This is a genomic window from Halomonas pelophila, assembly GCF_040196315.1.
Lineage (GTDB): Bacteria > Pseudomonadota > Gammaproteobacteria > Pseudomonadales > Halomonadaceae > Halomonas > Halomonas pelophila.
In genome coordinates, this window is record NZ_JBEGCI010000001.1 from 277,350 (window position 1) to 299,657 (window position 22,308).

Here is a 22,308-nt window from a genome sequence, read left to right on the forward strand (position 1 = left end):
ACACGGCGGCGGGCCCTTCAGGGTCCGCCCGCCTTCCCCGCCTTCCCCGCCTTGAGTGAGCTGTGCCGATGCATTGCCGACCCCAACCTTGTCAGGTTCAAGCGCTCGATGCGCTGGACCGTCGCCTGATCGACAGCTACCAGCGCGGCCTGCCGGTCTGCCCCCGGCCTTTCGCGCGGATCGCCGAGCGCCTGGGCGCCGCCGAGGACGAGGTGATCGCGCGCCTTGAGCGCCTGCAGGCGCTGGGCGTGCTGAGCCGCGTGGGGCCGGTCTTTGACCATGCCCGAGCCGGCGCCAGCCTGCTCGCCGCTGTGGCCGTGCCCGAGGCCGAACGCGATGCCTTCGCAGAGCTCATCAACGCCGCCCCCGGCGTCAACCACAACTATGCCCGTGAACACGACTACAACCTGTGGTTCGTGATGACCGCCCCCGATGCGCCCGAGCTCGATGCACGCCTCGACGCCCTCGAGGCGCGCCTGGGCGTGCCGATCCTGCGCCTGCCGATGCTCGAGAGCTTCCATATCGACCTGGCGTTTCCCATTCCCTGGGCCGAACTGGAGCGCACATGACGACCGCGACCCCGCTCTCCCTCGAGGCCGCCCGCTCGCCCGACGAGCCGGCGGCCCACCGTCGCCTGCGCGCGCTGCTCGAGCAGGGCCTGCCGCTCACGCCACGGCCCTGGCAGACCCTGGCCGAGCGGGCCGGGCTTGCCGAGCAGGAGGCGATGGCCTGCGCGCGTCGCTGGCAGGCCGAGGGGCTGATCAAGCGCCTCGGCCTGGTGGTGCGCCATCGACGGCTGGGCCTCGAGGCCAACGCCATGGTGGTGTGGGACCTGCCGGACGAGCGGGTCGCCTCGGTGGGCCGGCGCCTGGCCCGCGAGACCGCCGTGACGCTCTGCTATCGGCGCCCGCGACAGCTACCCGACTGGCCCTACAACCTCTTCTGCATGATCCATGGCGCCCGCCGCGAGCGGGTGCTCGAGGAGCTCGCGGCGATCGTCGCACGGCTCGACCTCGAGGAGATCCCCCATCGGGCGCTGTTCAGCACCCACGCCTACCGCCAGTGCGGCGCCCGCTATGCCCGGGAGGAGGACGCATGAGCCTGGACGAGCTGGACGGCGTGGATCGCCGCCTGATCAATCGCCTGCAGGAGGGCCTGCCGCTGGTGGCGCGCCCCTATGCGGCCGTCGCCGAGGCGCTGGGCATCGCCGAAGGCGACCTGCTCTACCGCCTCGAGCGTCTGCGCGAGAGCGGCATGCTCAGCCGCTTCGGCCCCATGTACCACGCCGAGCGCCTGGGCGGCGGCCTGACCCTGGCGGCGCTTGCGGTGCCGGAGCCCGACTTCGAGCGGGTCGTCGAGGCGGTCAACGCCTTCCCGGAGGTGGCCCACAACTACCGTCGCGAGCACGCGCTCAACATGTGGTTCGTGCTGGCCACCGAGACCCCGGCGCGCATCGGCGAAGTGATCGCGGCCATCGAGGCGGCCACCGGCCTGCCGGTCTTCAACATGCCCAAGGAGGAGGAGTTCCATGTCCGTCTCCATCTGCCGGTCTAGCCAGGGCTCCGTCCGCGATGAGCAGGGCCTCGACGAACGTGACCGCGCCATCGTGCTGGCCACCCAGGCCGGGCTGCCGCTGGTCCCCGATCCCTGGGGCGCGGTGGGCCGAGAGCTGGGCCTCGAGGGCGAGGAGGTGCTCGCGCGCATGCGGGCGATGCACGAGCGCGGGGTGATCCGGCGCGTCGCCGCGGTACCCAACCACTATCGCCTGGGCTACGTGGCCAACGGCATGACCGTCTGGGACGTCGATGACGCCGAGGTCGAGCGGCTGGGCCGCGAGGTGGCCGCCATCGAGGGAGTCAGCCACTGCTACCGTCGACCGCGCCACCGGCCCCACTGGCCCTACAACCTCTTCGCCATGCTCCACGGGCACAGCCGGGAGGAGGTCGAGCGCCAAGCCGAGGCGCTGCGGGCCCGCCTCGGCGAGGCCTGTCGGGATCACCGCATCCTCTACAGCTCGCGCATCCTCAAGAAGACCGGGCTGCGCCTGGCGCGCCGCGCCCCGCAAGCCTAACGAAGGCAGGAGAACGCCATGTTTCGCGTCACCCGCTATATTCAGAGCCTGATGGAGTCGGCGCCTCCGGGGCATGCGCCACGAGGAGGGGCCCGCAAGCCGCCCGGGCCGGTGGTGATCTGGAACCTGATCCGCCGCTGCAACCTGACCTGCAAGCACTGCTACACCACCTCGGCGGACATCGACTTCGCCGGCGAGCTCACGACCGCCGAGGCGCACGCCGTGCTCGACGACCTGAAGGCCTTCAAGGTGCCGGCGCTGATCCTCTCCGGGGGCGAGCCGCTGATGCGCCCTGACATCTTCGAGCTCTCCCGCCGGGCGCGCGAGCTCGGCCTCTATACCGGACTCTCCACCAATGGCACCCTGATCACCGAGGCCAACATCGACGCCATCGCCGACGTCGGCTACGACTACGTGGGCATCAGCATCGATGGCCTGGAGGCCACCCACGACGCCATCCGCCAGCGCAAGGGGGCCTTTCGTGAGTCGATGCACGCGGTGAAGCTGTGCAAGGCGCGCGGCATCAAGGTGGGGCTGCGCTTCACCCTGACCCGCGAGAACGTCGAGCAGCTCGACGACATCCTGGCGCTGATCGACGAGCACGACGTCGACAAGTTCTACCTCTCGCACCTCAACTACGGCGGGCGCGGCCGGCGCCACAGCAAACAGGACGCCTGGTACCGCATGACCCGCGACGCCATGACCCGGCTGTTCGACCACTGCCGCAACGAGCTCGAACGCGGCATCCGGCGCGAGTACGTCACCGGCAACAACGACGCCGATGGCCCCTTCCTGCTGATGTGGGCCCGCGAGCACTTCCCCGAGCGGGTCGAGGCCCTGGAGCGGCAGCTGATCGACTGGGGCGGCAACGCCTCGGGCGAGCACATCGCCAACATCGACAACCTGGGCAACGTGCACCCCGACACCTTCTGGTGGGACCACCACCTGGGCAACGTCCGCGAGACGCCCTTCTCGGCGATATGGCGCGATACCCAGGATCCGCTGATGCAGGGCTTTCGCCAGCGGCCGCGGCCACTCAAGGGGCGCTGCGGCGAGTGCCGGTTCCTGCCGATCTGCAACGGCAACACCCGGGTGCGGGCCTGGAAGGTCACCGGCGACCCCTGGGAGGAGGATCCCGGCTGCTACCTGACCAACCGCGAGATCGGGGTCGCCGAGGCGGACGAGCGTCGCATCGGCGCGCCCTTTGCTCCCATCCAGGCCATCGAAATCCAGTAAGGCGAGGACACCTCCATGCCGTCACGTCGCGTTTCCTATGATCTCGCCGAGGCGCCCATGGCGCCCGGCGAGGTGGCCATCGTCGGCGCCGGCCCGGGTGACCCCGGGCTTCTGACCCTGCGCGCCCTGTCGCTGCTTGAGCAGGCCGACTGCCTGGTCTTCGATCGCCTGGTCTCCAGGGAGGTGCTGGCCCTGGCGAACCCCAGGGCCCGGCGCTTCTACGTCGGCAAGGCGTCGCGCTGCCACGCCCTGACCCAGGACGAGACCAACGCCCTGCTGGTGCGTCTGGCCGAGGAGGGCCGGCGGGTGGTGCGGCTCAAGGGCGGCGACCCCTACATCTTCGGGCGCGGCGGCGAGGAGGCCGAGGTGCTGATCGAGCACGGCATCGACTTCCGGGTGGTGCCGGGCATCACCTCCGCCCAGGGCTGCGCGGCCTATGGCGGCTTCCCGCTGACCCACCGCGACCACGCCCAGAGCGTCACCTTCGTCACCGGCCACTGCAAGGCCGACGGCGAGCTGGCCCTGGACTGGAGCGCCCTGGCGGTGCCCCACCACACGGCGGTGTTCTACATGGGCCTGGCCAATGCCGGGCTGATCAGCCGGCAGCTGCAGGACCACGGCCTGCCGGCGAGCCACCCCGTGGCCCTGGTGGAGCGCGGCACCACCCCCGAGCAGCGCCGGGTGATCACCTGCCTGGGCGAGCTGGTCGAGACCATCGCCCGCGAGGAGCTCAAGCCGCCGACGCTGATCGTGGTGGGCGAGGTGGTGCGCCTGGCCACGACCCTCGCCCAGCCCACCCCGACCGAGGCCACCTTTATCGAGGGCGAGACGCTGGAGCTGGTGCCCCAGCGGGTGGCGCTCTGATGCGCTCGCTCTCGTTCCCCCGCGGCCTCGCGACCCTGGCCGGCGCCGCACTGCTGACGATCATCGCGCCGGCGCTGGCCGAGGACCCCGAGGCGCTCTACCGGGCCCAGTGCGCGTCCTGCCACGGCGAGGATCGCCTGGGCGGCATCGGGCCGGCGCTGCTGCCGGGCAACCTCTCGCGGCTCACGCCCGAGGCCGCCCAGGCGGTGATCCGCGATGGTCGGGCGGCCAGCCAGATGCCCGGCTTCGGCGAGCGGCTGGACGACGCGGCGATCGCCTCGCTGGCCGAGTGGCTCTACCGCGAGCCCGAGGTGGCGCCCACCTGGGGGCGCGACGAGATCCTCGCCAGCCAGGCGGTCCCGCACCCGGACGGCTCGCTGCCCGACGCGCCGCGTTTCGAGGCCGACCCGCTCAATCTCTTCGTGGTGGTGGAGACCGGCGACCATCACGCCAGCGTGCTCGACGGCGACACCTTCGAGCGGATCCACCGCTTCCCGACCCGCTACGCCCTGCACGGCGGGCCCAAGTACACCCCGGACGGGCGCTACGTCTTCTTCGGCTCCCGAGACGGCTGGATCACCAAGGTCGACCTCTACAACCTCGAGGTGGTGGCCGAGGTGCGCGCCGGCATCAATATGCGCAACATCGCCGTCTCCGCCGACGGCCGCTACGTGATGGCCGCCAACTATCTGCCCCACAGTCTGGTGCTCTTCGATGCCCACAACCTCGACCTGATGAAGGTCTACCCGGTGGCGGGCGAAGGTGGCGAGAGCTCGCGGGTCAGCGCCGTCTACGCCGCGCCGCCGCGGGGCAGCTTCATCGCCGCGCTCAAGGATATAAAGGAGGTGTGGGAGATCCCCTGGCCGCTGCCCACCGAGCCGGTGGTCGCCACCGGGCACATGGCCACCCCGCTCGAGCCGAGGCGCCGCCACGACACGCAGAGCTTTCGGGTGCGCCGCCTCCCGGTGCCGGACTACCTGGACGACTTCTTCTTCGACCCGGCCTATCGCCACGTGATCGGCGCCTCCCGGGGCGGGCAGGGCGGGATGGTGATCGACCTGGACAGCGGCGAGAAGGTCGCCGACCTGCCCCTGGAGGGCATGCCGCACCTGGGTTCCGGCATCACCTGGGAGCACGAGGGGCGCCGCGTCATGGCCACGCCCCACCTGACCCGGGCGGCGGTGTCGATCATCGACATGAGCGACTGGACGGTGATCAAGACCCTCGAGACCGACGGCCCCGGCTTCTTCATGCGCAGCCACGCCAACTCCCCCTACGCCTGGGTGGACGTCTTCTTCGGCCCGAACCGCGATCGGGTGCACGTGATCGACAAGGCGAGCCTCGAGATCGTCGAGACCCTGATCCCCGAGCCCGGCAAGACCGCCGCTCACGTGGAGTTCGACCGCGACGGCGAGAAGCTGCTGCTGAGCCTGTGGGAGGAGGACGGCGCGGTGATCGTCTATGACGCCGTCACCCTCGAGGAGGAGCAGCGCATCCCGATGAGCCGGCCCTCGGGCAAGTACAACGTCTGGAACAAGACGCGCTACGAGGAGGGCACCAGCCACTGAGGCGCCTCATAAGAAGTATTCTTGATACCTGTCAAGGAAGGGGACGGAAGAGTGGGCCACAATGGCCATCACCAAGCGTTTTAGTCGGGTATAGCGCCATGCAATCGACCACCTCCTCCGTTCGCTCCTCCTCGCTGTCGCGCCTGCCGGTGGCGAGGCTGGCCTTTCGCCCCTTCTTCCTGCTGGCCGCGCTTTACGGCGTGGTGGCGATGGTCGTGTGGCTGGCCTTCTGGCACGGCGATATCCTGCTGCGCCCCGTCGGCGGGCTGATGTTCTGGCACCAGCACGAGATGCTGTTCGGCTTCGCCACCGCGGTGGTGGCGGGCTTCCTGCTCACCGCGGTGCAGAACTGGACGGGGCTGCCAAGCCTCAAGGGCGGGCCGCTGCTGGCGCTGGTCGCGCTCTGGCTGGCCGGGCGGGCCCTGATGGCCTTTCCAATGGGCATGCCGGAGTGGCTACCGATGCTGGTCGACCTGGCGTTCCTGCCGGTGGTGGCCGGCGTCATGGCCCGGCTGGTGATCGCCGCGAAGCGCTGGCGCAACCTGATCTTCCTGCCGGCGCTGGGCCTGTTGACCCTGGCCAACCTGGCCATGCACTTGGGGGTGCTCAACGGCGATGCCGAACTGATCCGCCAGGCCGCCTACCTGGCGGTGCTTACGATCACCCTGCTGATGGTGGTGGTGGGCGGCCGGGTGATCGCCATGTTCACCGCCAACCGCCTGGGGCTGACCCGCCGGCCGGCGATCCCCGCCCTGGAGACTCTTAGCCTGGGCAGCGTGCTGGCCGTGGTCCTGGCCCAGGGGCTCGCCGTGCTCGGCGTGGCACTGCCGGGTGCGCTCTTCGCCATCCTGCTGGGGCTGGCGGCGCTCGCCAACGCCTGGCGCCTGGCGCGCTGGGGCGGCCAGCACAGCGGGCGCGAGCCGCTGCTCTGGGGCCTGCACGGCAGCTACGCCTGCATCCCGCTGGGGCTGGCGATGTGGGCGCTGGCGGCGCTGGGCGTGTTCCGCGCGGAGCTGGCCGTGCATGCGCTGACCATCGGCGGCATGGGCACCATGATGCTGGCGATGATGTCGCGGGTCGCGCTGGGCCATACCGCGCGCCCCATCCGCACCCTGCCGGGCATCGGCGTGGCGCTCGGCCTGATGCTCGCCGCCGCCGTGCTGCGCTCGCCGGTGCTGGCGCTCGTCCCGCAGATCACCCACTGGACCTACAACCTGGGCATCATCTTCTGGTGCCTGGCCTACGCGATCTTCCTGTTCCACTATACGGGGCCGCTGCTGTCGGCCCGGGCCGACGGCAAGGACGGATAAGACTCACCGCCCCGACACCGACGACAAGGACGCCGCGCCCCGTGGAACACTACGCCCTGATCAAGCACCTGCACGTCACCGCCGCCACCCTGAGCCTCGCCTTCTTCCTGCTGCGGGCCTGGTGGTCGGTGCGCGAGGCCCCCCTGCTGCAGCGACGCTGGGTGAAGGTGCTGCCCCACCTCATCGACACCGCCCTGCTGGGGCTCGGCGTGACGCTGATGGTGCTGCTCTCCGCCTGGCCCCATCAGCAGCCCTGGCTCGCCGCCAAGCTGATCGCCCTGCTGGGCTACATTGGCCTGGGCACGCTGGCGATCAAGCGCGGCCGCACCCCGGCGGTGCGCGGCGTCGCGGCGTTGGCCGCGGTGGCGGCCTTCGCCTACATGCTGGGGGCGGCCGTGACCCACAGCCCGCTCTCCTGGCTGGCCTGAGGCCAGGGGCGCCTGCGCTGAGCCCTATGCGCTGAGCCCTATGTACTGACCTATACTGACCCCGCCACTCGTCTGCAGAAGGATGCTCTCATGTCGAAACAGGAACTCCCCTCCGGTGCCGGTCAGGTGGCCGAGCAGTATCCCGAGGTCTGGTCGGCCTATGCCGAGCTCGGCCGGGCCTGTGCCGAGTCCGGCCCGCTGGACGCGCGCACGCGCCGCCTGATCAAGCTGGCGCTGGCCGTGGGGGCGCGCTCCGAGGGAGCGGTGCACTCCCACGTGCGCCGCGGCCTGGAGGAGGGCGAGTCCGCCGAGGCCCTGAAGCAGGTGGCCATGCTGGCCATTCCCACCCTGGGCCTGCCCGGCGGCGTCGCGGCCCTGACCTGGATCGAGGACATCACCGAATCCTGATCGCCAGCGGCTCTCGGGCCACTGGGACAAGCGTTTAATTGTGAGTTGGTCACGCCGCTCCGGGGTCTGCTAGGTTCGAGGCTGCTGTATTGGCAGCACTCGATCTACCAGACCCCGGAGTCATTTCATGCGGTACAACAACAAGACACTGCTCTCCCTCTCCGCCGCCGCCCTCTGCGTCGGCATGGTCTCCTCCGCCTCGGCGGCTACCCTGGAGGAGGTGAAGGAGCGCGGCGAGCTGCGCTGCGGCGTCAACGTGGGCCTCTCGGGCTTCTCCTCGCCCGACGAGGACGGCACCTGGCAGGGACTCGACGTGGAGACCTGCCGCGGCATCGCCGCCGCGATCTTCGACGATCCCGAGGCGGTCTCCTTCACGCCGCTGACCGCCAAGGAGCGCTTCACCGCCCTGCAGTCCGGCGAGATCGACGTCCTCTCGCGCAACACCACCTGGACCGCGACCCGCGACAACTCGCTGGGGCTGAACTTCACCGCCACCACCTTCTACGACGGCCAGGGTTTCATGGTGGCCAAGGACCTGGGCGTCGAGGGACCCAAGCAGTTCGACGGCGCCTCGATCTGCATCCAGTCCGGCACCACCCACGAGCTCAACCTGGCCGACTACTTCCCCTCCCGGGGCATCGACATCCAGACCGTCACCTTCGACACCCCCGACCAGACCGCCCAGGGCTTCGCCAGCGGCCGCTGTGACATCCTGACCTCCGACACCTCGCAGCTCAGCGCCCTGCGCCTGCAGCTGCCCGAGCCCGACAGCGTTGAGATCCTCGAGACGCTGATCTCCAAGGAGCCGCTCGGCCCCGTGGTTCGCCAGGGCGACGACCAGTGGCTGGACATCGTCAAGTGGTCGATCTTCGCCATGGTCAACGCCGAGGAGCTCGGCGTGAACAGCGACAACGTCGACGAGATGAAGGCCACCCCGCCCAACCCCCAGGTGGCGCGCCTGCTGGGCGTGGACGGCGACTACGGCGAGCAGATGGGGCTGGAGAACGACTGGGCCTATCAGCTGATCAGCCACGTCGGCAACTACGACGAGGTCTTCGCCAGCACCGTGGGGCAGGACTCGCCCATGCAGATCAGCCGCGGCGTGAACGCGCTGTGGAACGAGGGCGGCATCCTCTACGCACCGCCGGTCCGCTGACCCACCCTGAACGTTCCATGATCGGGCATCACGCATGAGGCCATGCGTGATGCCGTTGCGTTGACGTCCACGAGGCTCGATATGCTGCGTTCTTCTTCACGGGAGCGGGGGCCGCTGTGGCGCGACCCCACCTTCCGCGCCCTGCTGGTGCAGGGCATCCTGCTGCTGGCGCTGGGGGCCTTCATCGCCATGGTGGTGTCGAACACCCTGGCCAACCTCGAGGCCCGGGGAATCACCACCGGCTTCGGCTTCCTCCAGGACCGCGCCGGCTTCTCGATCCCCCAGACCCTGATCGACTACTCCGGCGACAGCACCTATGCCCGCACCTTCGTGGTGGGGCTGCTCAACACCCTGCTGGTCTCCGCTCTGGGCATCGTCACGGCGACCCTGATCGGCTTCGCCGTGGGTATCGCCCGGCTGTCGCCCAACTGGCTGCTGGCCCGGCTGGCCACCGCCTACGTCGAGATCTTCCGCAACATCCCGCTGCTGGTGCAGATCCTGTTCTGGTACTTCGCCGTGCTGCAGGCCCTGCCGAGCCCACGCAACAGCCACTCACTGTTCGAGGCGATCTTTCTCAACGTGCGCGGTGTGGTGCTGCCCGGCCCCCAGCCGCTTGACGGCTTCGCCGCCACCCCCTGGGCGCTGCTGGCCGCGGTGATCGCCACCGCCGGGCTGGTGCGCTACGCCCGGCGCCGCCAGGCGCAAACCGGTCAGGCCCTGCCGGTCTTCAAGCTCGGCGCGCTGATCCTGATCGGCCTGCCGGCGCTCACCTTCGTCGCCACGGGCATGCCGCTTGACTGGTCCATCCCGTCGCTTCAGGGCTTCAACTTCCAGGGCGGCGTGACGATCCTGCCCGAGCTGATGGCGCTGTGGCTGGCGCTCTCGATCTATACCGCCTCCTTCATCGCCGAGATCGTGCGCTCGGGGATCCAGTCGGTGCCCCAGGGCCAGGTGGAGGCGGCCAAGGCGCTGAGCCTGCCCGGCGGCATCATCCTGCGCAAGGTGGTGATTCCCCAGGCGATGCGGGTGATCGTGCCGCAGCTGACCAGCCAGCACCTCAACCTGATCAAGAACTCCTCGCTGGCCACGGCGATCGGCTATCCGGACCTGGTGGCGGTGTTCTCCGGCACGGCGCTGAATCAGACCGGCCAGGCCATCGAGATCGTCGCCATGACCATGGGCGTCTACCTGCTGATCAACCTGGTGGTGTCCGCGCTGATGAACCTCTACAACGCGCGCACGCTGCTCAAGGAGCGCTGAGATGTCCGATACCACGACCACCATCGAGACCGGGATGGTCGCCGAGCGGCGTCCCCCCGACCTGCGCCGCGGCCTGCTCGGCTGGCTGCATGCCAACCTCTTCAATACCCCGCTCAACGGGGCGGTGACCATGGTCACCGTGACGTTGCTGTCCATGCTGCTGTGGCCCGCGCTGCAGTGGGCGGTGTTCCAGGCCGACTGGCTCGGCGACACCCGGGAGGCGTGCAGCGGCGAGGGGGCCTGCTGGGTCTTCATCAGCGCGCGCTTCGAGTCGATCGTCTACGGCTTCTATCCCGAGGCCGAGCGCTGGCGGGTGGACCTGGTCTTCGTCCTGCTGGCGGCGTTGATTGCCTGGCTGATCATCCCGCGCCTGCCCGCCAAGCGCTGGGTGGGGCTGTTCGCCCTGGTGGGCTTCCCCGTGCTGGCCTTCTTCCTGCTGGTGGGTGGCAGCTTCGGGCTCACGCACGTGCCGACCCGCGAATGGGGCGGGGTGATGCTGACCCTGACCATCGCCACCGTGGGGATCGTCGGTTCGCTGCCCATCGGCGTGCTGCTGGCGCTGGGGCGGCGCTCGCAGATGCCGCTGGTGCGCGGCTTCTGCGTGGTGTTCATCGAGTTCTGGCGCGGCGTGCCGCTGATCACGGTGCTGTTCATGGCCTCGGTGATGCTGCCGCTGTTCGTGCCCGCCCAGGTGGAGTTCGACAAGCTGCTGCGGGCGCTGGTGGGCATCATGTTCTTCTGGAGCGCCTACATGGCCGAGGTGGTGCGCGGCGGCCTGCAGGCCATCCCCAGTGGTCAGGAAGAAGCGGCCAAGGCGATGGGCATGGGCTACTGGCAGCGCATGGGGCTGATCGTGCTGCCCCAGTCGCTCAAGCTGGTCATCCCCGGCATCGTCAACACCTTCATCGCGCTGTTCAAGGACACCTCGCTGGTGCTGATCATCGGGCTCTTCGACCTGCTGGCGATCATCCGCGCGGGGCTCACCGACAGCAACTGGCTGGGCTTCGCCACCGAGGGCTACGTCTTCGCGGCCCTGGTGTTCTGGGTGTTCTGCTTCAGCATGTCGCGCTACAGCCAGTACATCGAACGGCGCCTGCACACCGGCCATCGGAACTGACCATCATCAACGGGACCCTCTCATGAATCAGGCAAATGCCGCCCGGGCCGACGCGCCCATGGTCGAGATCACCGGGCTCAACAAGTGGTATGGCGACTTCCACGTGCTGCGCGACATCGACCTGACGGTCGCCCAGGGCGAGCGCATCGTCATCTGTGGCCCCTCGGGGTCGGGCAAGTCGACGCTGATCCGCTGCATCAACCACCTCGAGGAGCACCAGGAGGGGCGCATCGTGGTCAATGGCCTGCCGATGACCCGCGACGTGAAGCGCATCGAGCAGATCCGCCGCAACGTCGGCATGGTGTTCCAGCACTTCAACCTCTTCCCCCACCTGAGCGTGCTGGATAACTGCTGCATCTCCCAGACCTGGGTGCAGAAGAAGCCTCGCGCCGAGGCCGAGCGCATGGCGATGGAGATCCTCGAGCGGGTGCAGATCGCCGACCAGGCCCGCAAGTACCCGGGCCAGCTCTCCGGCGGCCAGCAGCAGCGCGTGGCCATCGCCCGGGCGCTGTGCATGCAGCCGGAAGTGATGCTCTTCGACGAGCCGACCTCGGCGCTCGATCCCGAGATGATCAAGGAGGTACTCGACGTCATGGTCGAGCTGGCCCAAGATGGTATGACCATGCTCTGTGTGACCCACGAGATGGGCTTCGCCAAGACCGTGGCCGACCGGGTGATCTTCATGGATCAGGGCCAGATCATCGAGCAGGCGCCCCCCGAGACCTTCTTCAACCATCCGCGCTCCGAGCGCACCAAGCTCTTCCTCGGCCAGATCCTCGGCCACTGAGCCCCTCCCGGGCGACGACCTCGGGGTCGTCGCCCGCCTTCCTTTCCCAAAAATTGATCGACATCAAGGCTCCATGCCGTGCCCTGCTGCTAGTCTTAACATGTATTTCCTATACATCTTAAGAGGGGCGCAGGGCCGCTTGCCGTGAGAGGCGACGGCACTGCCACACGAGCAAGGGGGGTATGGTCCATGGCCGACGGTCTCACCAAGTCGGCGGCCCGCAACATCTTCTACGGCGGGTCGCTGTTCTTCTTTCTGCTGTTTGCCGCGCTGACGGCCCACAGCCACTGGTACATGGTCAACACGTCCACCGACAGCGAGGGGCTCACCGAGTCCGTCAAGCACGGCAAGGAAGTGTGGGAAAAGAACATGTGCATCAACTGCCACAGCATCATGGGCGAGGGCGCCTACTTCGCGCCGGAGCTGGGCAACGTCTGGGAGCGCTACGGCGGTCACGAGAATCCCGACGCGGCCCGCGCGGGCCTCGCCGCCTGGATCCGCGCGCAGCCGCTGGGGGGCGAGGGGCGCCGCCAGATGCCGGCCTACGACTTCAGCGAGGAGGAGATGCAGGCGCTGATCGACTTCCTGGAGTGGACCGACGGCATCGACGCCCAGGACTGGCCGCCGACGCCCGCCGGCTGACCGCGGATCAATCGAGGAGAACGATACCGATGAAATACGAAACCCAGAAGGTGGCGCTGCCCTTCTTCATGGTGGCCATGGCGCTCTTCGCGCTGCAGGTGGTCTTCGGACTGCTGGCCGCCACCGTCTATGCCTGGCCCAACTTCATGGCCGAGGTCATGCCCTTCAACATCATGCGCGTCAGCCATACCAACCTGTTGATCGTCTGGTTGCTGATCGGCTTCATGGGCGCTACCTACTACCTGATGCCGGAAGAGGCCGAGCGCGAGACCCACAGCCCGACCATCGCCTACATCCAGCTGGCGATCTTCGCCTTCGCCGGCGCCGCGGCGCTGGTCGGCTACCAGTTCGGGATCCACGAGGGCCGCGAGTTCCTGGAACAGCCGTTCTGGGTCAAGGTGCTGATCACCATCTCGTTTCTGATGTTCCTGTTCAACACCAGCATGACCCTCGCCAAGGGGCGGCGAACCGCCATCAACCTGGTGCTGATGCTGGGCCTGTGGCTGGCCGCGGTGTTCTGGCTGTTCGCCTTCTACAACCCCTCCAACCTCGCCGTGGACAAACTCTACTGGTGGTGGGTGGTGCACCTCTGGGTCGAGGGCGTGTGGGAGCTGATCATGGCGGCGCTGCTGGGCTACCTGCTGATCAAGATGACCGGCGTCGACCGCGAGGTGATCGAGAAGTGGCTCTATATCATCGTCGGCCTGTCGCTGTTCTCCGGGCTGCTGGGCACCGGCCACCACTACTACTGGATCGGCGCGCCGAGCTACTGGCAGCCCATCGGCAGCATCTTCTCCACCCTGGAGGTGATCCCCTTCTTCGCCATGGTGGTGTTCGCCTTCACCATGTTCTGGAAGGGCAGCCGTAACCACCCCAACAAGGCCGCCATGCTGTGGGCCCTGGGCTGCCCGACCGTGGCCTTCTTCGGCGCCGGCGTGTGGGGCTTCATGCACACCCTGCACTGGATCAACTACTACAGCCACGGCACCCAGGTCACCGCCGCCCATGGCCACTTGGCCTTCTATGGCGCCTACGTGATGCTGATGCTTGGCATCATCACCTTCGCCATGCCGCAGCTGCGTCGCGTGCAGCCCTATAACCAGGTGCTGAACATGTGGGGCTTCTGGATCATGACCGGCGCCATGTGCTTCATGACCTTCACGCTGACCTTCGCGGGTGTCGTCCAGACCCACCTGCAGCGTGTGCTGGGCATGAACTACATGGAGGTGCAGGACCAGCTCGGTCTCTTCTACCTCATGCGCCTGGGCGCCGGCGTGGCGGTGGCCATCGGCGCGGTGATGCTGATCTATGCCTTCTTCGGCCCGGCTCGCGAGCAGGTGCCGGCCGGCGGCACCCAGCTGACCGCGGGCCCCGATCGCGCCTGACCCACCGAGGGCCCCCGCGGGGGCCCTCGTTCTTTCACCCAGACGGGAGTGATCCCCATGCCGCTTTCCTCCGTGGCCGCCAACGCCGACGAGCAGGCGATGCCCTACTACCAGAGCGTCGGCAACGAGTGCGCGCTGTTCGACCAGGCCTTTCAGCAGCGCCTGCCCATGCTGCTCAAGGGGCCGACCGGCTGTGGCAAGACCCGCTTCGTCAGCCACATGGCGGCCAAGCTCGGCAAGCCGCTCTACACCGTCTCCTGCCACGACGACCTGACCGCTGCCGACCTCACCGGGCGCTACCTGCTGCAGGGCGGCGAGACCCGCTGGGTCGACGGCCCGCTGACCCGCGCAGTGCGCGAGGGCGGCATCTGCTACCTCGACGAGGTGGTGGAGGCGCGCAAGGACGTCACCGTGGTGCTGCACCCGCTGACCGACGACCGACGCCTGCTGCCGCTGGAGCGCACCGGCGAGCTGCTCGAGGCGCCGGACGACTTCATGCTGGTGGTCTCCTACAACCCCGGCTATCAGCACATCCTCAAGTCGCTCAAGCCGAGTACCCGGCAGCGCTTCGTGGCGATGTCCTTCGACTTCCCGCCGCCGGCGGTGGAGCGCGACATCGTTGCCCGCGAGAGCGGCCTCGAGCCCGATCGCTGCGCGGCGCTGGTCAACCTGGCGGCGAGTCTGCGCGCCATGAAGGGCCAGGACCTGGAGGAGGGCGTCTCCACCCGGCTGCTGGTCTACTGCGCGACCCTGATCGGCGCCGGCATGCCGATCCTCGAGGCCGCCCGCGCCACCCTGGTGGAGCCGCTCTCGGATGACGCGGACGTCCAGGAGGGGCTGATGGAAGCCATTCAGGCCACGTTCGGCTGAGACGAGGCCGGTTGGGTCCCGAGGAATCTGGCGGAGACGGCTCTCCGGACAGGAGCGCCGGGGGCAGGTCGATGAGGAGGTCATTTGCCAGGGATGGCAAATGTAGCGCCCAGGGAAGGGTTTACAGCGCCTCCTCGTCGGTCCGGCGCCCCGGGTCCCGCCCCCCGGAAAGCCCCGGCGGTCCATCAACGCTACGTCACACCGGCTCGACACGTACATCAGGAGGCTAGGGATGCTGGATTTTCTGGAAGTCGAGGAGACCGTTGGTCGCTTCTGGCACCGCTGGGCCTCGGGCGCGGCGAGCTACCCCGACCACCCCGAGGCGGCGGTGACCCTCGAAAGCCTGCGCCCCATGCTCGGTGTCTTCTTCCGCGCCGGCGGTGGCGAGGCGGGGGTCGAGGTGGCCGCCATTGCCCGGCGCGCCTCGGCGCACCGACTGAGCCTGCGCCAGCGCCTGGGCCTCGACGAGGAGCACCTCGACCAGGCCCGCCGCGACGAGGAGCACCTGCTGCTGCCGCCGCGCCTGGCGCTGTTTCCCGAGGCGTCCCTCAACCGCGACCTCTACCTGTGGCTCACCGCCTTCCTGGCCGAGGCCCGGCCGGTAACGCTGGTCGCGGACCCGCTGCGGGCGGACCTCGCGCGCCTGCGCGAGGCACGACGCACCGCGCGTGCGGCGCTGGCGCGCTTTCCGGGACTGACGGATCGCTACGTGCGCCTGAGCGGCGAACTGTTGGCGATACGCCCGCGGCGCAAGGGCCTGCCGCCCATGGAGGCCGCCCTGGAGGCCGCCCTGCGCGCGGAGCTGGGCGCGCCTGACCCCGAGGAGGCCTGGGCGCTGGCCATGCAGCGGGCCATCCGCGAGCCGGACCGTCCCCTGGACGACTTCCGCGCGCCGCGCGGCTATCGGCCGCTGCTGCCGGTGCCGCTGTGGGGTCAGGCCATCACCCTGGGCACCCGAGACGATGCCCGAGAGGCCACGCTGGACGACGACGAGTCGACGGCCAGCGCCGCCGACTCCCCCGAGGACGACCAGGGCAAGCGCAAGGCCGACCGCCGCGAGCAGGACCAGGCCGACCGCGACGACCCGCTGATGCTCAACAATATGGAGAAGATGCTCTCCTGGGCCGAGATGGTGAACCTCAACCGCCTCGTGGACGACGATGAGGAAGAGGAAGCCAAGAAGGCCGCCGATCAGATCGACGAGATCGTGCTCACCCCCAACCGCAAGAAGGCGGCCTCGACGCTCAAGCTCGACCTCGACCTGGCGCCGGACGAAGCCAGCGGCGGCCGGCTGGCGGGGCGTCATACCTACCCCGAATGGAACCATCGCAAGCAGGCCTACCTGCCCGACCACTGCGTGGTACTCAGTGGCGTGCAGGAGGAGGAGGGCGAGGACTGGACGCCGGACGAGACCACCCGCCGACGCATTCGCCGGGTGCGTCGGGAGTTCGAGGCCCTGCGCCCGCGGCGCGAACTACTGCGCGGCCAGCTGGATGGCAGCGATCTCGACATGGACGCGGTGATCCGCGCTCGCTGCGACCTGGCCGCCACCGGCGAGTCCAGCGACCGGCTCTACATCGACAGCCGCACCCAGGCCCGCGACCTGGCGGTGTCGATCCTGGTCGACGTGTCGCTCTCCACCGAGGCCTGGCTGCAGGATCGCCGGGTGCTGGACGTGGCCAAAGAGGCGCTGCTGGTGCTGGGCCATGGTCTGGCCGGGTGTGGAGACGACTATTCGATCCACAGCTTCACCTCCCAGCGCCGCCACAAGGTCTGGGTGAATACCCTGAAGGACTTCGACGAGCCCATGGGCGAGCGGGTATCGCGGCGCATCTCGGCGCTCAAGCCCGGCTCCTACACCCGCATGGGACCGGCCATTCGCCACCTCACCAAGCAGCTGAGCGAACGTCCCAACCGGCATCGGCTGCTGCTGCTGCTCACCGACGGCAAGCCCAACGACAACGACTACTACGAGGGGCGCTACGGCATTGAGGACACCCGCAAGGCGGTGCTCGAGGCGCGCCGCCAGGAGGTGCGAGTGTTCGGCGTGACCATCGACCGAGAGGCGGGGCAGTATATTCCCCACCTGTTCGGCCGTGGCGGCTACGCCATCGTGCAGCGCCCCGAGCACCTCTCCCTGGCGCTGCCGGGCATCTATCGCCAGATCATCGCCACTTGAGGCCTCGTCCGGCGAGGCCCAACGCAAGGAGGAGTGCCATGTCCCCCCGTTCTCGATTCGTGCTGGCCGCGGCGGCCTGGTGCTTGGCCGCCGTGGCGCTGGTGCTACCGCTGGTGTGGCTGATCAACAATCGCGACTGGGGCATTGGCTTGATGCTGGTGACCCCTTTCGTGGTCTACGGCCTGATGCGCCTGGGCCGCGCTCTGGAAGGCTGGGCACGGACAACGCCGCCACCGGGTCATGAGGGATCTCGAGACTGAGGCGTCCTCGGCACTAGCGTCCAGGCTCTACGTCGGCGAGCCGTCCCTGGCATAGAGTCGCTTCCCTGCCACGATGGTCTGTTGCGGCTGGAGGTCGTCGTCGAGCAGGGTCACGTCGGCGTCGAAACCTACGGCCAGGCGGCCTTTCTGGTCATCGAGCCCCAGCACCCGGGCCACATGGCCCGAGATCAGGCCCAGGGCCTGCTCCAGCGGCAGCACCTCCTCGCGCACCAGGCGCTGCCAGTCCGCCATCAGGGTGCTGTTGCCCGCCACCCGCATGCCGATATAGGCGCCCCGAGCGTCGAACTCGGGCAGGCTGCCGTTGCAGTCGGAACTCATGGTGATACGGGTGACCGGCACGCCGCGCTGAAGCAGTAGTGACACCGCACCGAAGCCGCTCAGGTCATCCTCGTCGGCGTCATCGAAGGCGGTCACATCCACGTTGGCGTCGAAGGTCAGCGCATAGTCGGCGGCCTCCTCGAGCAGGGCGCGGTGGCGATTCACGTGGGTGGGGATCACCTGCTCGGGCGGTATCTCGGTCTCGGTGAGCAGGCGGCGAAGCGGCTCCAGTCCCCGCTTGCCATCACCGAGGTGGAAGTGACAGATGCCACGCTTGCCGGCCAGCATGGCACCGACGCGTGCCTCGCTGACCAGCCGCGCGATCTCGTCCTGGCGCGGCTGGCTCGAGCGATGGTCCGAGATGGCCAACTCGCCCAGGCCGATGACCTCGGGGATCCAGGCCAGGTCACGCTGCACGTCGCCGGTGAGGGTCGGCGGCGGCACGCGATACGACCCCGTGTACATATAGGCCGAAATGCCCTCGTCGCGGAGTCCTCGCACCTTGGCCAGCAGGTCTGCAGGGGAACGGCTGATGCCGTCGGTGCCCAGCACCCCCACCACGGTGCCGATGCCCATGGACGCAATCTCATGGGCCGTGATCTCCGGGCAGCGGGTGCCGCAGCCTCCCTCGCCACCGCCGCCGGTCACATGTACGTGCTGGTCGATGAAGGCGGGAACGGCAGTCAGGTCACGCGCCTCCACGACCCGCACCGGCCAGCCCCGCGGGACCTCGATATCCCGCCCCAGGGCCGCGATCCGGCCGTCGGCGATCAGGATGTCGGTGGCCTCGAGCGGTTGTGGCGCGAAGATGCGGCCGACGCGCAGCAGGGTCAGCAGGGAAGGGGGCCGATCATCGATGGGCATCATGGCGACTCATCAGCTGGGTCAGTCCCCGCCGGCGGCGAGAAACGGCGACCTTTCAGGCGCTCGATGGCGCCCTCGACATCATCGATCAACAGCACCAGAAGGTCGCCTTCGCCTGCCTCATCGAAGGCCCGGTCGACGGCCTGATGCTCTTCCATGATGACCTCGACTCGGCAGGCACCCGGAACTGATTCGGCACCGTTGCGCAGCAGGCGAGCGGCCTCACCGGGGGGCCGTCCGCGGGCGTCGGTCTCGTAGATGAAGACGACGTCGTGCATCCGGGCGAGCAGGATGCCCAGCGTGAACAGGTCCTCGTCGCGGCGATTCCCCGGCGCACTGGCCACACTGATGCGTCGCCGGGCCGAAATGCAGCCGACCAGTTCGCTCAAGGCCTCGAGCGCCGGCACGTTGTGCCCGTAGTCGATCAGCACCTTCATGCCGTTGGCGTCGATGAGGTTGGTGCGTCCGGGATTCTGTCCCGGGGTGGGGTGGAAGGTCTGCAGGCCCATCTGGATATCGGCGATGGAGAGCCCCAGGGCATAGCCTGCGGCGCTGGCGGCCAGGGCATTGGCGACATTGAAGCGGGCGTGACCCTCGAAGGTGATCGGCACGTCCACCACCGGTATCACCTCGGCTTCGACATGGCCCTGGCGCATCACGATGCGTTCGTTGTGGACGGTAAAGGCGACACCCTGGTCGCGGACATGTCGACGGACGGGACGTGAGTCGGGGTCCAGCGTAAAGAAGATGATATCGCCCCGGACCCACTCCTGGCCCGCCAGCACCCGCGGGTCGTCGGCATTGAGCACGGCCGTCCCACCTTGGGTGACGGCATCGATCACCACGGTCTTGCAGCGCGCCAGCTCGTCGAGGGTGTGGATATCATGCTCACCCAGGTGATCGCTGGCGATGTTGAGCAATACGCCCACGTCGCACTCGTCGAACCCCAGGCCGCGGCGCATGATGCCGCCGCGGGCGACCTCGAGCACGGCGCACTCGACCGTGGGTTCGCGCAGCACGATCGCGGCCGCCTGGGGGCCGCTGTAGTCACCGCGCAGGATCACATGGTTGTCGACCTCGATGGCGCCGGTGCAGGCCATGCCGACATTGCGTCCCGACTGGCGCAGCAGGTGGGAGAGCAGTCGCACGGTGGTGGTCTTGCCGTTGGTGCCGGTGACCGCCGCAACGGGGATGCGCCCCGTGGCCTCGGTGTCGGGGAACAGCATGTCGATCACCGGGCGACCCACATCGCGGCCCTCCCCGTGGGTGGGCGACAGGTGCATGCGAAAGCCGGGCCCGGCGTTGACCTCGACCACGGCAGCGGACTGCTCCTCCAGGGGGCGGGTGAGGGTCTCGGCCAGCAGGTCGATGCCGATGATGTCCAGTCCCACCAGCCGTGCGATGCGCTCCGCCACGTAACGCACTTCCGGATGGACATCGTCGGTCACGTCCGTGGCCGTCCCCCCGGTGCTGAGGTTGGCCGTGGGCTTGAGGAAGACCCTCTCGCCGGCCGGGATGACGCTCTGCAGGGTCAGATTCTGCTGGCCGATCAGCCGCAGCGACTGCTCGTCGAGCGCGATCTGGGTCAGCAGGTTCTCGTGACCGATGCCGCGACGCGGGTCCCGGTTCTCCTCGTCGACCAGGGCCTGCAGGGTGGCGACGCCATCGCCGACCACATGTGCCGGGCGGCGCCGGGCCGCGGCCACGAGCCTGTTGTCGATGACCAGCAGGCGATGGTCCTCGCCCCGGATGTACTGCTCGACGATCACCGAGGGGTTGCGATGAGCGGCGATGTCGAAGGCATCACGCAGCGACGTGTCGTCCTCGATGTTGGTGCTCACGCCGCGGCCATGGTTGCCGATGACCGGCTTCACCGCGACGGGATAGCCGATGTCACGGACGGCGTCGAGCGCCTCATCGAAGGAGCCGCACACCCGCCCCTGGGGGACCGGAATGCCGGCATCGCCGAGCACCTGCTTGGTCCACTCCTTGTCGTCGGCGATGCCGAAGCCGATCAGGTCCGTACGGCCGGTCACCGTCGCCTGGATGCGCTGCTGTCGATGGCCATGGCCGAACTGGATGTAGCTGTTCTCCTCGCTCAAGCGGGCATGGGGAATGCCCCGCCGGTTGGCGGCGTCGACGATGGCGGCCGTGGAGGGCCCCAACATGTGGGCGTCGCGCACCTGCTTGAGACGGTCGATGATCGCCGGCATGTCGATCGCCTCGCCGGCGAACAGTCGCTCGACGAGGTCGACGGCCTCGATCCCTGCGGCCAGGCCGCAGGCCTCGTCCCGGTAGCGGTAGACCACGTTGTAGATGCCGGTGTCATAGCTGTCGATGGTCTTGCCGTAGCCCACCGAAAAGCCGATCAGGTTCTGCAGCTCGATCGCCACATGTTCGACGACATGGCCGGCCCAGGTGCCACGCTCCAGCCGCTCCAGGAAGCCGCCGGGCCGGCCCACCGAGCAGCGGTGCTCCTGCAGGGTCGGCAGCAGGGCGGTCATCCGCTCGACGATGCCGGGGACGAGATCGCTTGGCTTCTCCTCGAGGCCGCCGATGTCCAGGCGCATGAAGATCGTCGGGTAGCGGCTGAAGTAGTTCGGGCCACGCAGGGCCCGGTGCTCGAGAATGTTCATCGTCCCTCCGCGAGCATGGCGCCGAGTTCGTGGGGGACGAGATAGCGCCGCGCCGCGACGTCGAACCCATGGCCGCTGACCATCGCATGGAGGATCATGTTCTCGATGGCCACCGGTTCGCCCATGGAGAGGTCGGCGATATTCGAGCTCGCCAGGTCCCGGCTGTCGATGAGGATGACGTGTCCCGGGCCGATGGCCTCGAGGATGCCGTGGGGGTGGATGATCACGCCGGCATCCTCGCCAAGGCCTACCCCCAGATGCTCGGGGTTGCTCGCCCCGACCTCCATCAGGCGGGTGAAGCGCCCCCGCTCGAGGAAGTGGCTGTCGATGATCAGGCCATCGACCACCCCCAGGCCGAAGGTCATGTTGACGGCGCCCTTGCGCAGGGCGTCGGTGGCAGCACCGTTATAGATCATGGTGCCCGGCATGGCCGCCGCACCGGCACTGGTCCCGGCCACCACTGCGCCGCTGTCGAGGCGTTTGCGGATGGCCGTCAGCACCGGGGAGCCACCCAGGATATGGGTCAGGCGAAGCTGGTCTCCGCCGGTGAAGAAGATGACGCCGCTTTGCTCGATCAGGCGAACGGTTTCATTCTCGGCCGCCTGACGGCGGTCGCGGATACCCAACAAATGGACGTGGCTGGCCCCCAGGCGTTCAAAGGCCGCTTCGTAGTCGGGAAGCACTTCGTCGGGGATGCTGCTCGCGGTGGCGATGACCGCAACCTCGAGGTTACCCTCGGGGGCCAGGGCAAAGACCCGTTTGAGGATCTCCAGGTCGGATTTCCTGTCCTCGGCACCGCCGATGGCCACGAGAGGGCCGGATGCCGAGAAGGGTGGCGAGGTCATAATCCTTTCGTCGCCGAGCGACGCTTTTGAGCCAACGCAGAAGCCACGTTCGCGTGAGTCACTTGCCGCCTGCACTTTCACTT

General features: G+C 68.5%; 22 protein-coding genes. 19 read left to right on the forward strand and 3 right to left on the reverse strand.

Features of this window, described 5'->3' with window-relative positions; translation table 11 throughout:
- Positions 1 to 68 precede the first annotated feature (68 nt).
- The 19 genes from ABE957_RS01285 to ABE957_RS01375 all read left to right on the forward strand — a co-directional run bounded on the left by ABE957_RS01285 (position 69) and on the right by ABE957_RS01375 (position 17,541).
- On the forward strand, positions 69 to 569 hold the full coding sequence (locus ABE957_RS01285) for an AsnC family transcriptional regulator (RefSeq protein ID WP_349756841.1): 501 nt from the start codon (positions 69 to 71) through the stop codon (positions 567 to 569).
- Positions 566 to 1,099, forward strand: a complete 534-nt coding sequence (gene ahbB, locus ABE957_RS01290) for a siroheme decarboxylase subunit beta (RefSeq protein ID WP_349756842.1) — start codon at positions 566 to 568, stop codon at positions 1,097 to 1,099. The genes ABE957_RS01285 and ahbB (ABE957_RS01290) overlap by 4 nt, the downstream gene beginning before the upstream one ends.
- The gene (locus ABE957_RS01295) at positions 1,096 to 1,554 is read left to right on the forward strand and encodes an Lrp/AsnC family transcriptional regulator (RefSeq protein ID WP_349756844.1); all 459 of its coding nucleotides are present in this window, start codon (positions 1,096 to 1,098) and stop codon (positions 1,552 to 1,554) included. The genes ahbB (ABE957_RS01290) and ABE957_RS01295 overlap by 4 nt, the downstream gene beginning before the upstream one ends.
- A complete protein-coding gene (gene ahbB, locus ABE957_RS01300; RefSeq protein WP_349756845.1) occupies positions 1,529 to 2,071 on the forward strand; it encodes a siroheme decarboxylase subunit beta in 543 nt (180 codons plus the stop codon). The genes ABE957_RS01295 and ahbB (ABE957_RS01300) overlap by 26 nt, the downstream gene beginning before the upstream one ends.
- 18 nt (positions 2,072 to 2,089) lie before the next feature.
- A complete protein-coding gene (gene nirJ, locus ABE957_RS01305) occupies positions 2,090 to 3,307 on the forward strand; it encodes a heme d1 biosynthesis radical SAM protein NirJ (RefSeq protein ID WP_349756846.1) in 1,218 nt (405 codons plus the stop codon).
- A gap of 15 nt (positions 3,308 to 3,322) precedes the next feature.
- Positions 3,323 to 4,171 (forward strand): uroporphyrinogen-III C-methyltransferase, encoded by an 849-nt coding sequence (cobA, locus tag ABE957_RS01310; RefSeq protein WP_349756847.1) that lies wholly within the window; start codon positions 3,323 to 3,325, stop codon positions 4,169 to 4,171.
- Positions 4,171 to 5,739 (forward strand): cytochrome D1 domain-containing protein, encoded by a 1,569-nt coding sequence (locus ABE957_RS01315; protein ID WP_349756848.1) that lies wholly within the window; start codon positions 4,171 to 4,173, stop codon positions 5,737 to 5,739. The genes cobA and ABE957_RS01315 overlap by 1 nt, the downstream gene beginning before the upstream one ends.
- 98 nt (positions 5,740 to 5,837) lie before the next feature.
- Positions 5,838 to 7,049, forward strand: coding sequence for an NnrS family protein (locus ABE957_RS01320; protein WP_349756849.1), 1,212 nt, complete (start codon positions 5,838 to 5,840; stop codon positions 7,047 to 7,049).
- Between the two features lie 41 nt (positions 7,050 to 7,090).
- A complete protein-coding gene (locus tag ABE957_RS01325) occupies positions 7,091 to 7,477 on the forward strand; it encodes a SirB2 family protein (protein WP_349756850.1) in 387 nt (128 codons plus the stop codon).
- Positions 7,478 to 7,567: 90 nt separating this feature from the next.
- Positions 7,568 to 7,885, forward strand: coding sequence for a carboxymuconolactone decarboxylase family protein (locus ABE957_RS01330; protein WP_349756851.1), 318 nt, complete (start codon positions 7,568 to 7,570; stop codon positions 7,883 to 7,885).
- Between the two features lie 127 nt (positions 7,886 to 8,012).
- Positions 8,013 to 9,041 carry an amino acid ABC transporter substrate-binding protein gene (locus tag ABE957_RS01335; protein ID WP_349756853.1) on the forward strand — a complete coding sequence of 343 codons (1,029 nt, stop codon included), beginning with the start codon at positions 8,013 to 8,015 and terminating at the stop codon, positions 9,039 to 9,041.
- A gap of 81 nt (positions 9,042 to 9,122) precedes the next feature.
- Positions 9,123 to 10,301, forward strand: coding sequence for an amino acid ABC transporter permease (locus ABE957_RS01340; RefSeq protein ID WP_349756854.1), 1,179 nt, complete (start codon positions 9,123 to 9,125; stop codon positions 10,299 to 10,301).
- 34 nt (positions 10,302 to 10,335) lie between these two features.
- Positions 10,336 to 11,418: an amino acid ABC transporter permease gene (locus ABE957_RS01345; protein WP_349756944.1), complete on the forward strand. Its 1,083-nt coding sequence runs from the start codon at positions 10,336 to 10,338 to the stop codon at positions 11,416 to 11,418.
- A gap of 58 nt (positions 11,419 to 11,476) precedes the next feature.
- A complete protein-coding gene (locus ABE957_RS01350; protein ID WP_432765383.1) occupies positions 11,477 to 12,205 on the forward strand; it encodes an amino acid ABC transporter ATP-binding protein in 729 nt (242 codons plus the stop codon).
- Between the two features lie 189 nt (positions 12,206 to 12,394).
- The gene (locus ABE957_RS01355) at positions 12,395 to 12,847 is read left to right on the forward strand and encodes a c-type cytochrome (protein ID WP_349756856.1); all 453 of its coding nucleotides are present in this window, start codon (positions 12,395 to 12,397) and stop codon (positions 12,845 to 12,847) included.
- Between the two features lie 29 nt (positions 12,848 to 12,876).
- Positions 12,877 to 14,232: a cbb3-type cytochrome c oxidase subunit I gene (locus ABE957_RS01360; protein ID WP_349756857.1), complete on the forward strand. Its 1,356-nt coding sequence runs from the start codon at positions 12,877 to 12,879 to the stop codon at positions 14,230 to 14,232.
- A gap of 57 nt (positions 14,233 to 14,289) precedes the next feature.
- On the forward strand, positions 14,290 to 15,102 hold the full coding sequence (locus ABE957_RS01365; protein WP_349756858.1) for a CbbQ/NirQ/NorQ/GpvN family protein: 813 nt from the start codon (positions 14,290 to 14,292) through the stop codon (positions 15,100 to 15,102).
- A gap of 232 nt (positions 15,103 to 15,334) precedes the next feature.
- Positions 15,335 to 17,281, forward strand: a complete 1,947-nt coding sequence (locus ABE957_RS01370) for a nitric oxide reductase activation protein NorD (protein WP_349756859.1) — start codon at positions 15,335 to 15,337, stop codon at positions 17,279 to 17,281.
- Between the two features lie 38 nt (positions 17,282 to 17,319).
- Positions 17,320 to 17,541: a hypothetical protein gene (locus ABE957_RS01375; protein WP_349756860.1), complete on the forward strand. Its 222-nt coding sequence runs from the start codon at positions 17,320 to 17,322 to the stop codon at positions 17,539 to 17,541.
- A gap of 27 nt (positions 17,542 to 17,568) precedes the next feature.
- Here ABE957_RS01375 and iadA read toward each other — a convergent pair whose 3' ends face one another.
- Genes iadA through ABE957_RS01390 form a run of 3 tightly spaced genes read right to left on the reverse strand, consistent with a single transcriptional unit; the run spans position 17,569 to position 22,306 of the window.
- Positions 17,569 to 18,747 (reverse strand): beta-aspartyl-peptidase, encoded by a 1,179-nt coding sequence (iadA, locus tag ABE957_RS01380; RefSeq protein ID WP_349756861.1) that lies wholly within the window; start codon positions 18,745 to 18,747, stop codon positions 17,569 to 17,571.
- The gene (gene cphA, locus ABE957_RS01385; protein WP_349756862.1) at positions 18,744 to 21,380 is read right to left on the reverse strand and encodes a cyanophycin synthetase; all 2,637 of its coding nucleotides are present in this window, start codon (positions 21,378 to 21,380) and stop codon (positions 18,744 to 18,746) included. Before cphA ends, iadA begins: the two co-directional genes overlap by 4 nt.
- Complete coding sequence (locus tag ABE957_RS01390; protein ID WP_349756863.1) at positions 21,377 to 22,306, reverse strand: cyanophycinase; 930 nt, start codon at positions 22,304 to 22,306, stop codon at positions 21,377 to 21,379. Before ABE957_RS01390 ends, cphA begins: the two co-directional genes overlap by 4 nt.
- Positions 22,307 to 22,308: the final 2 nt, after the last annotated feature.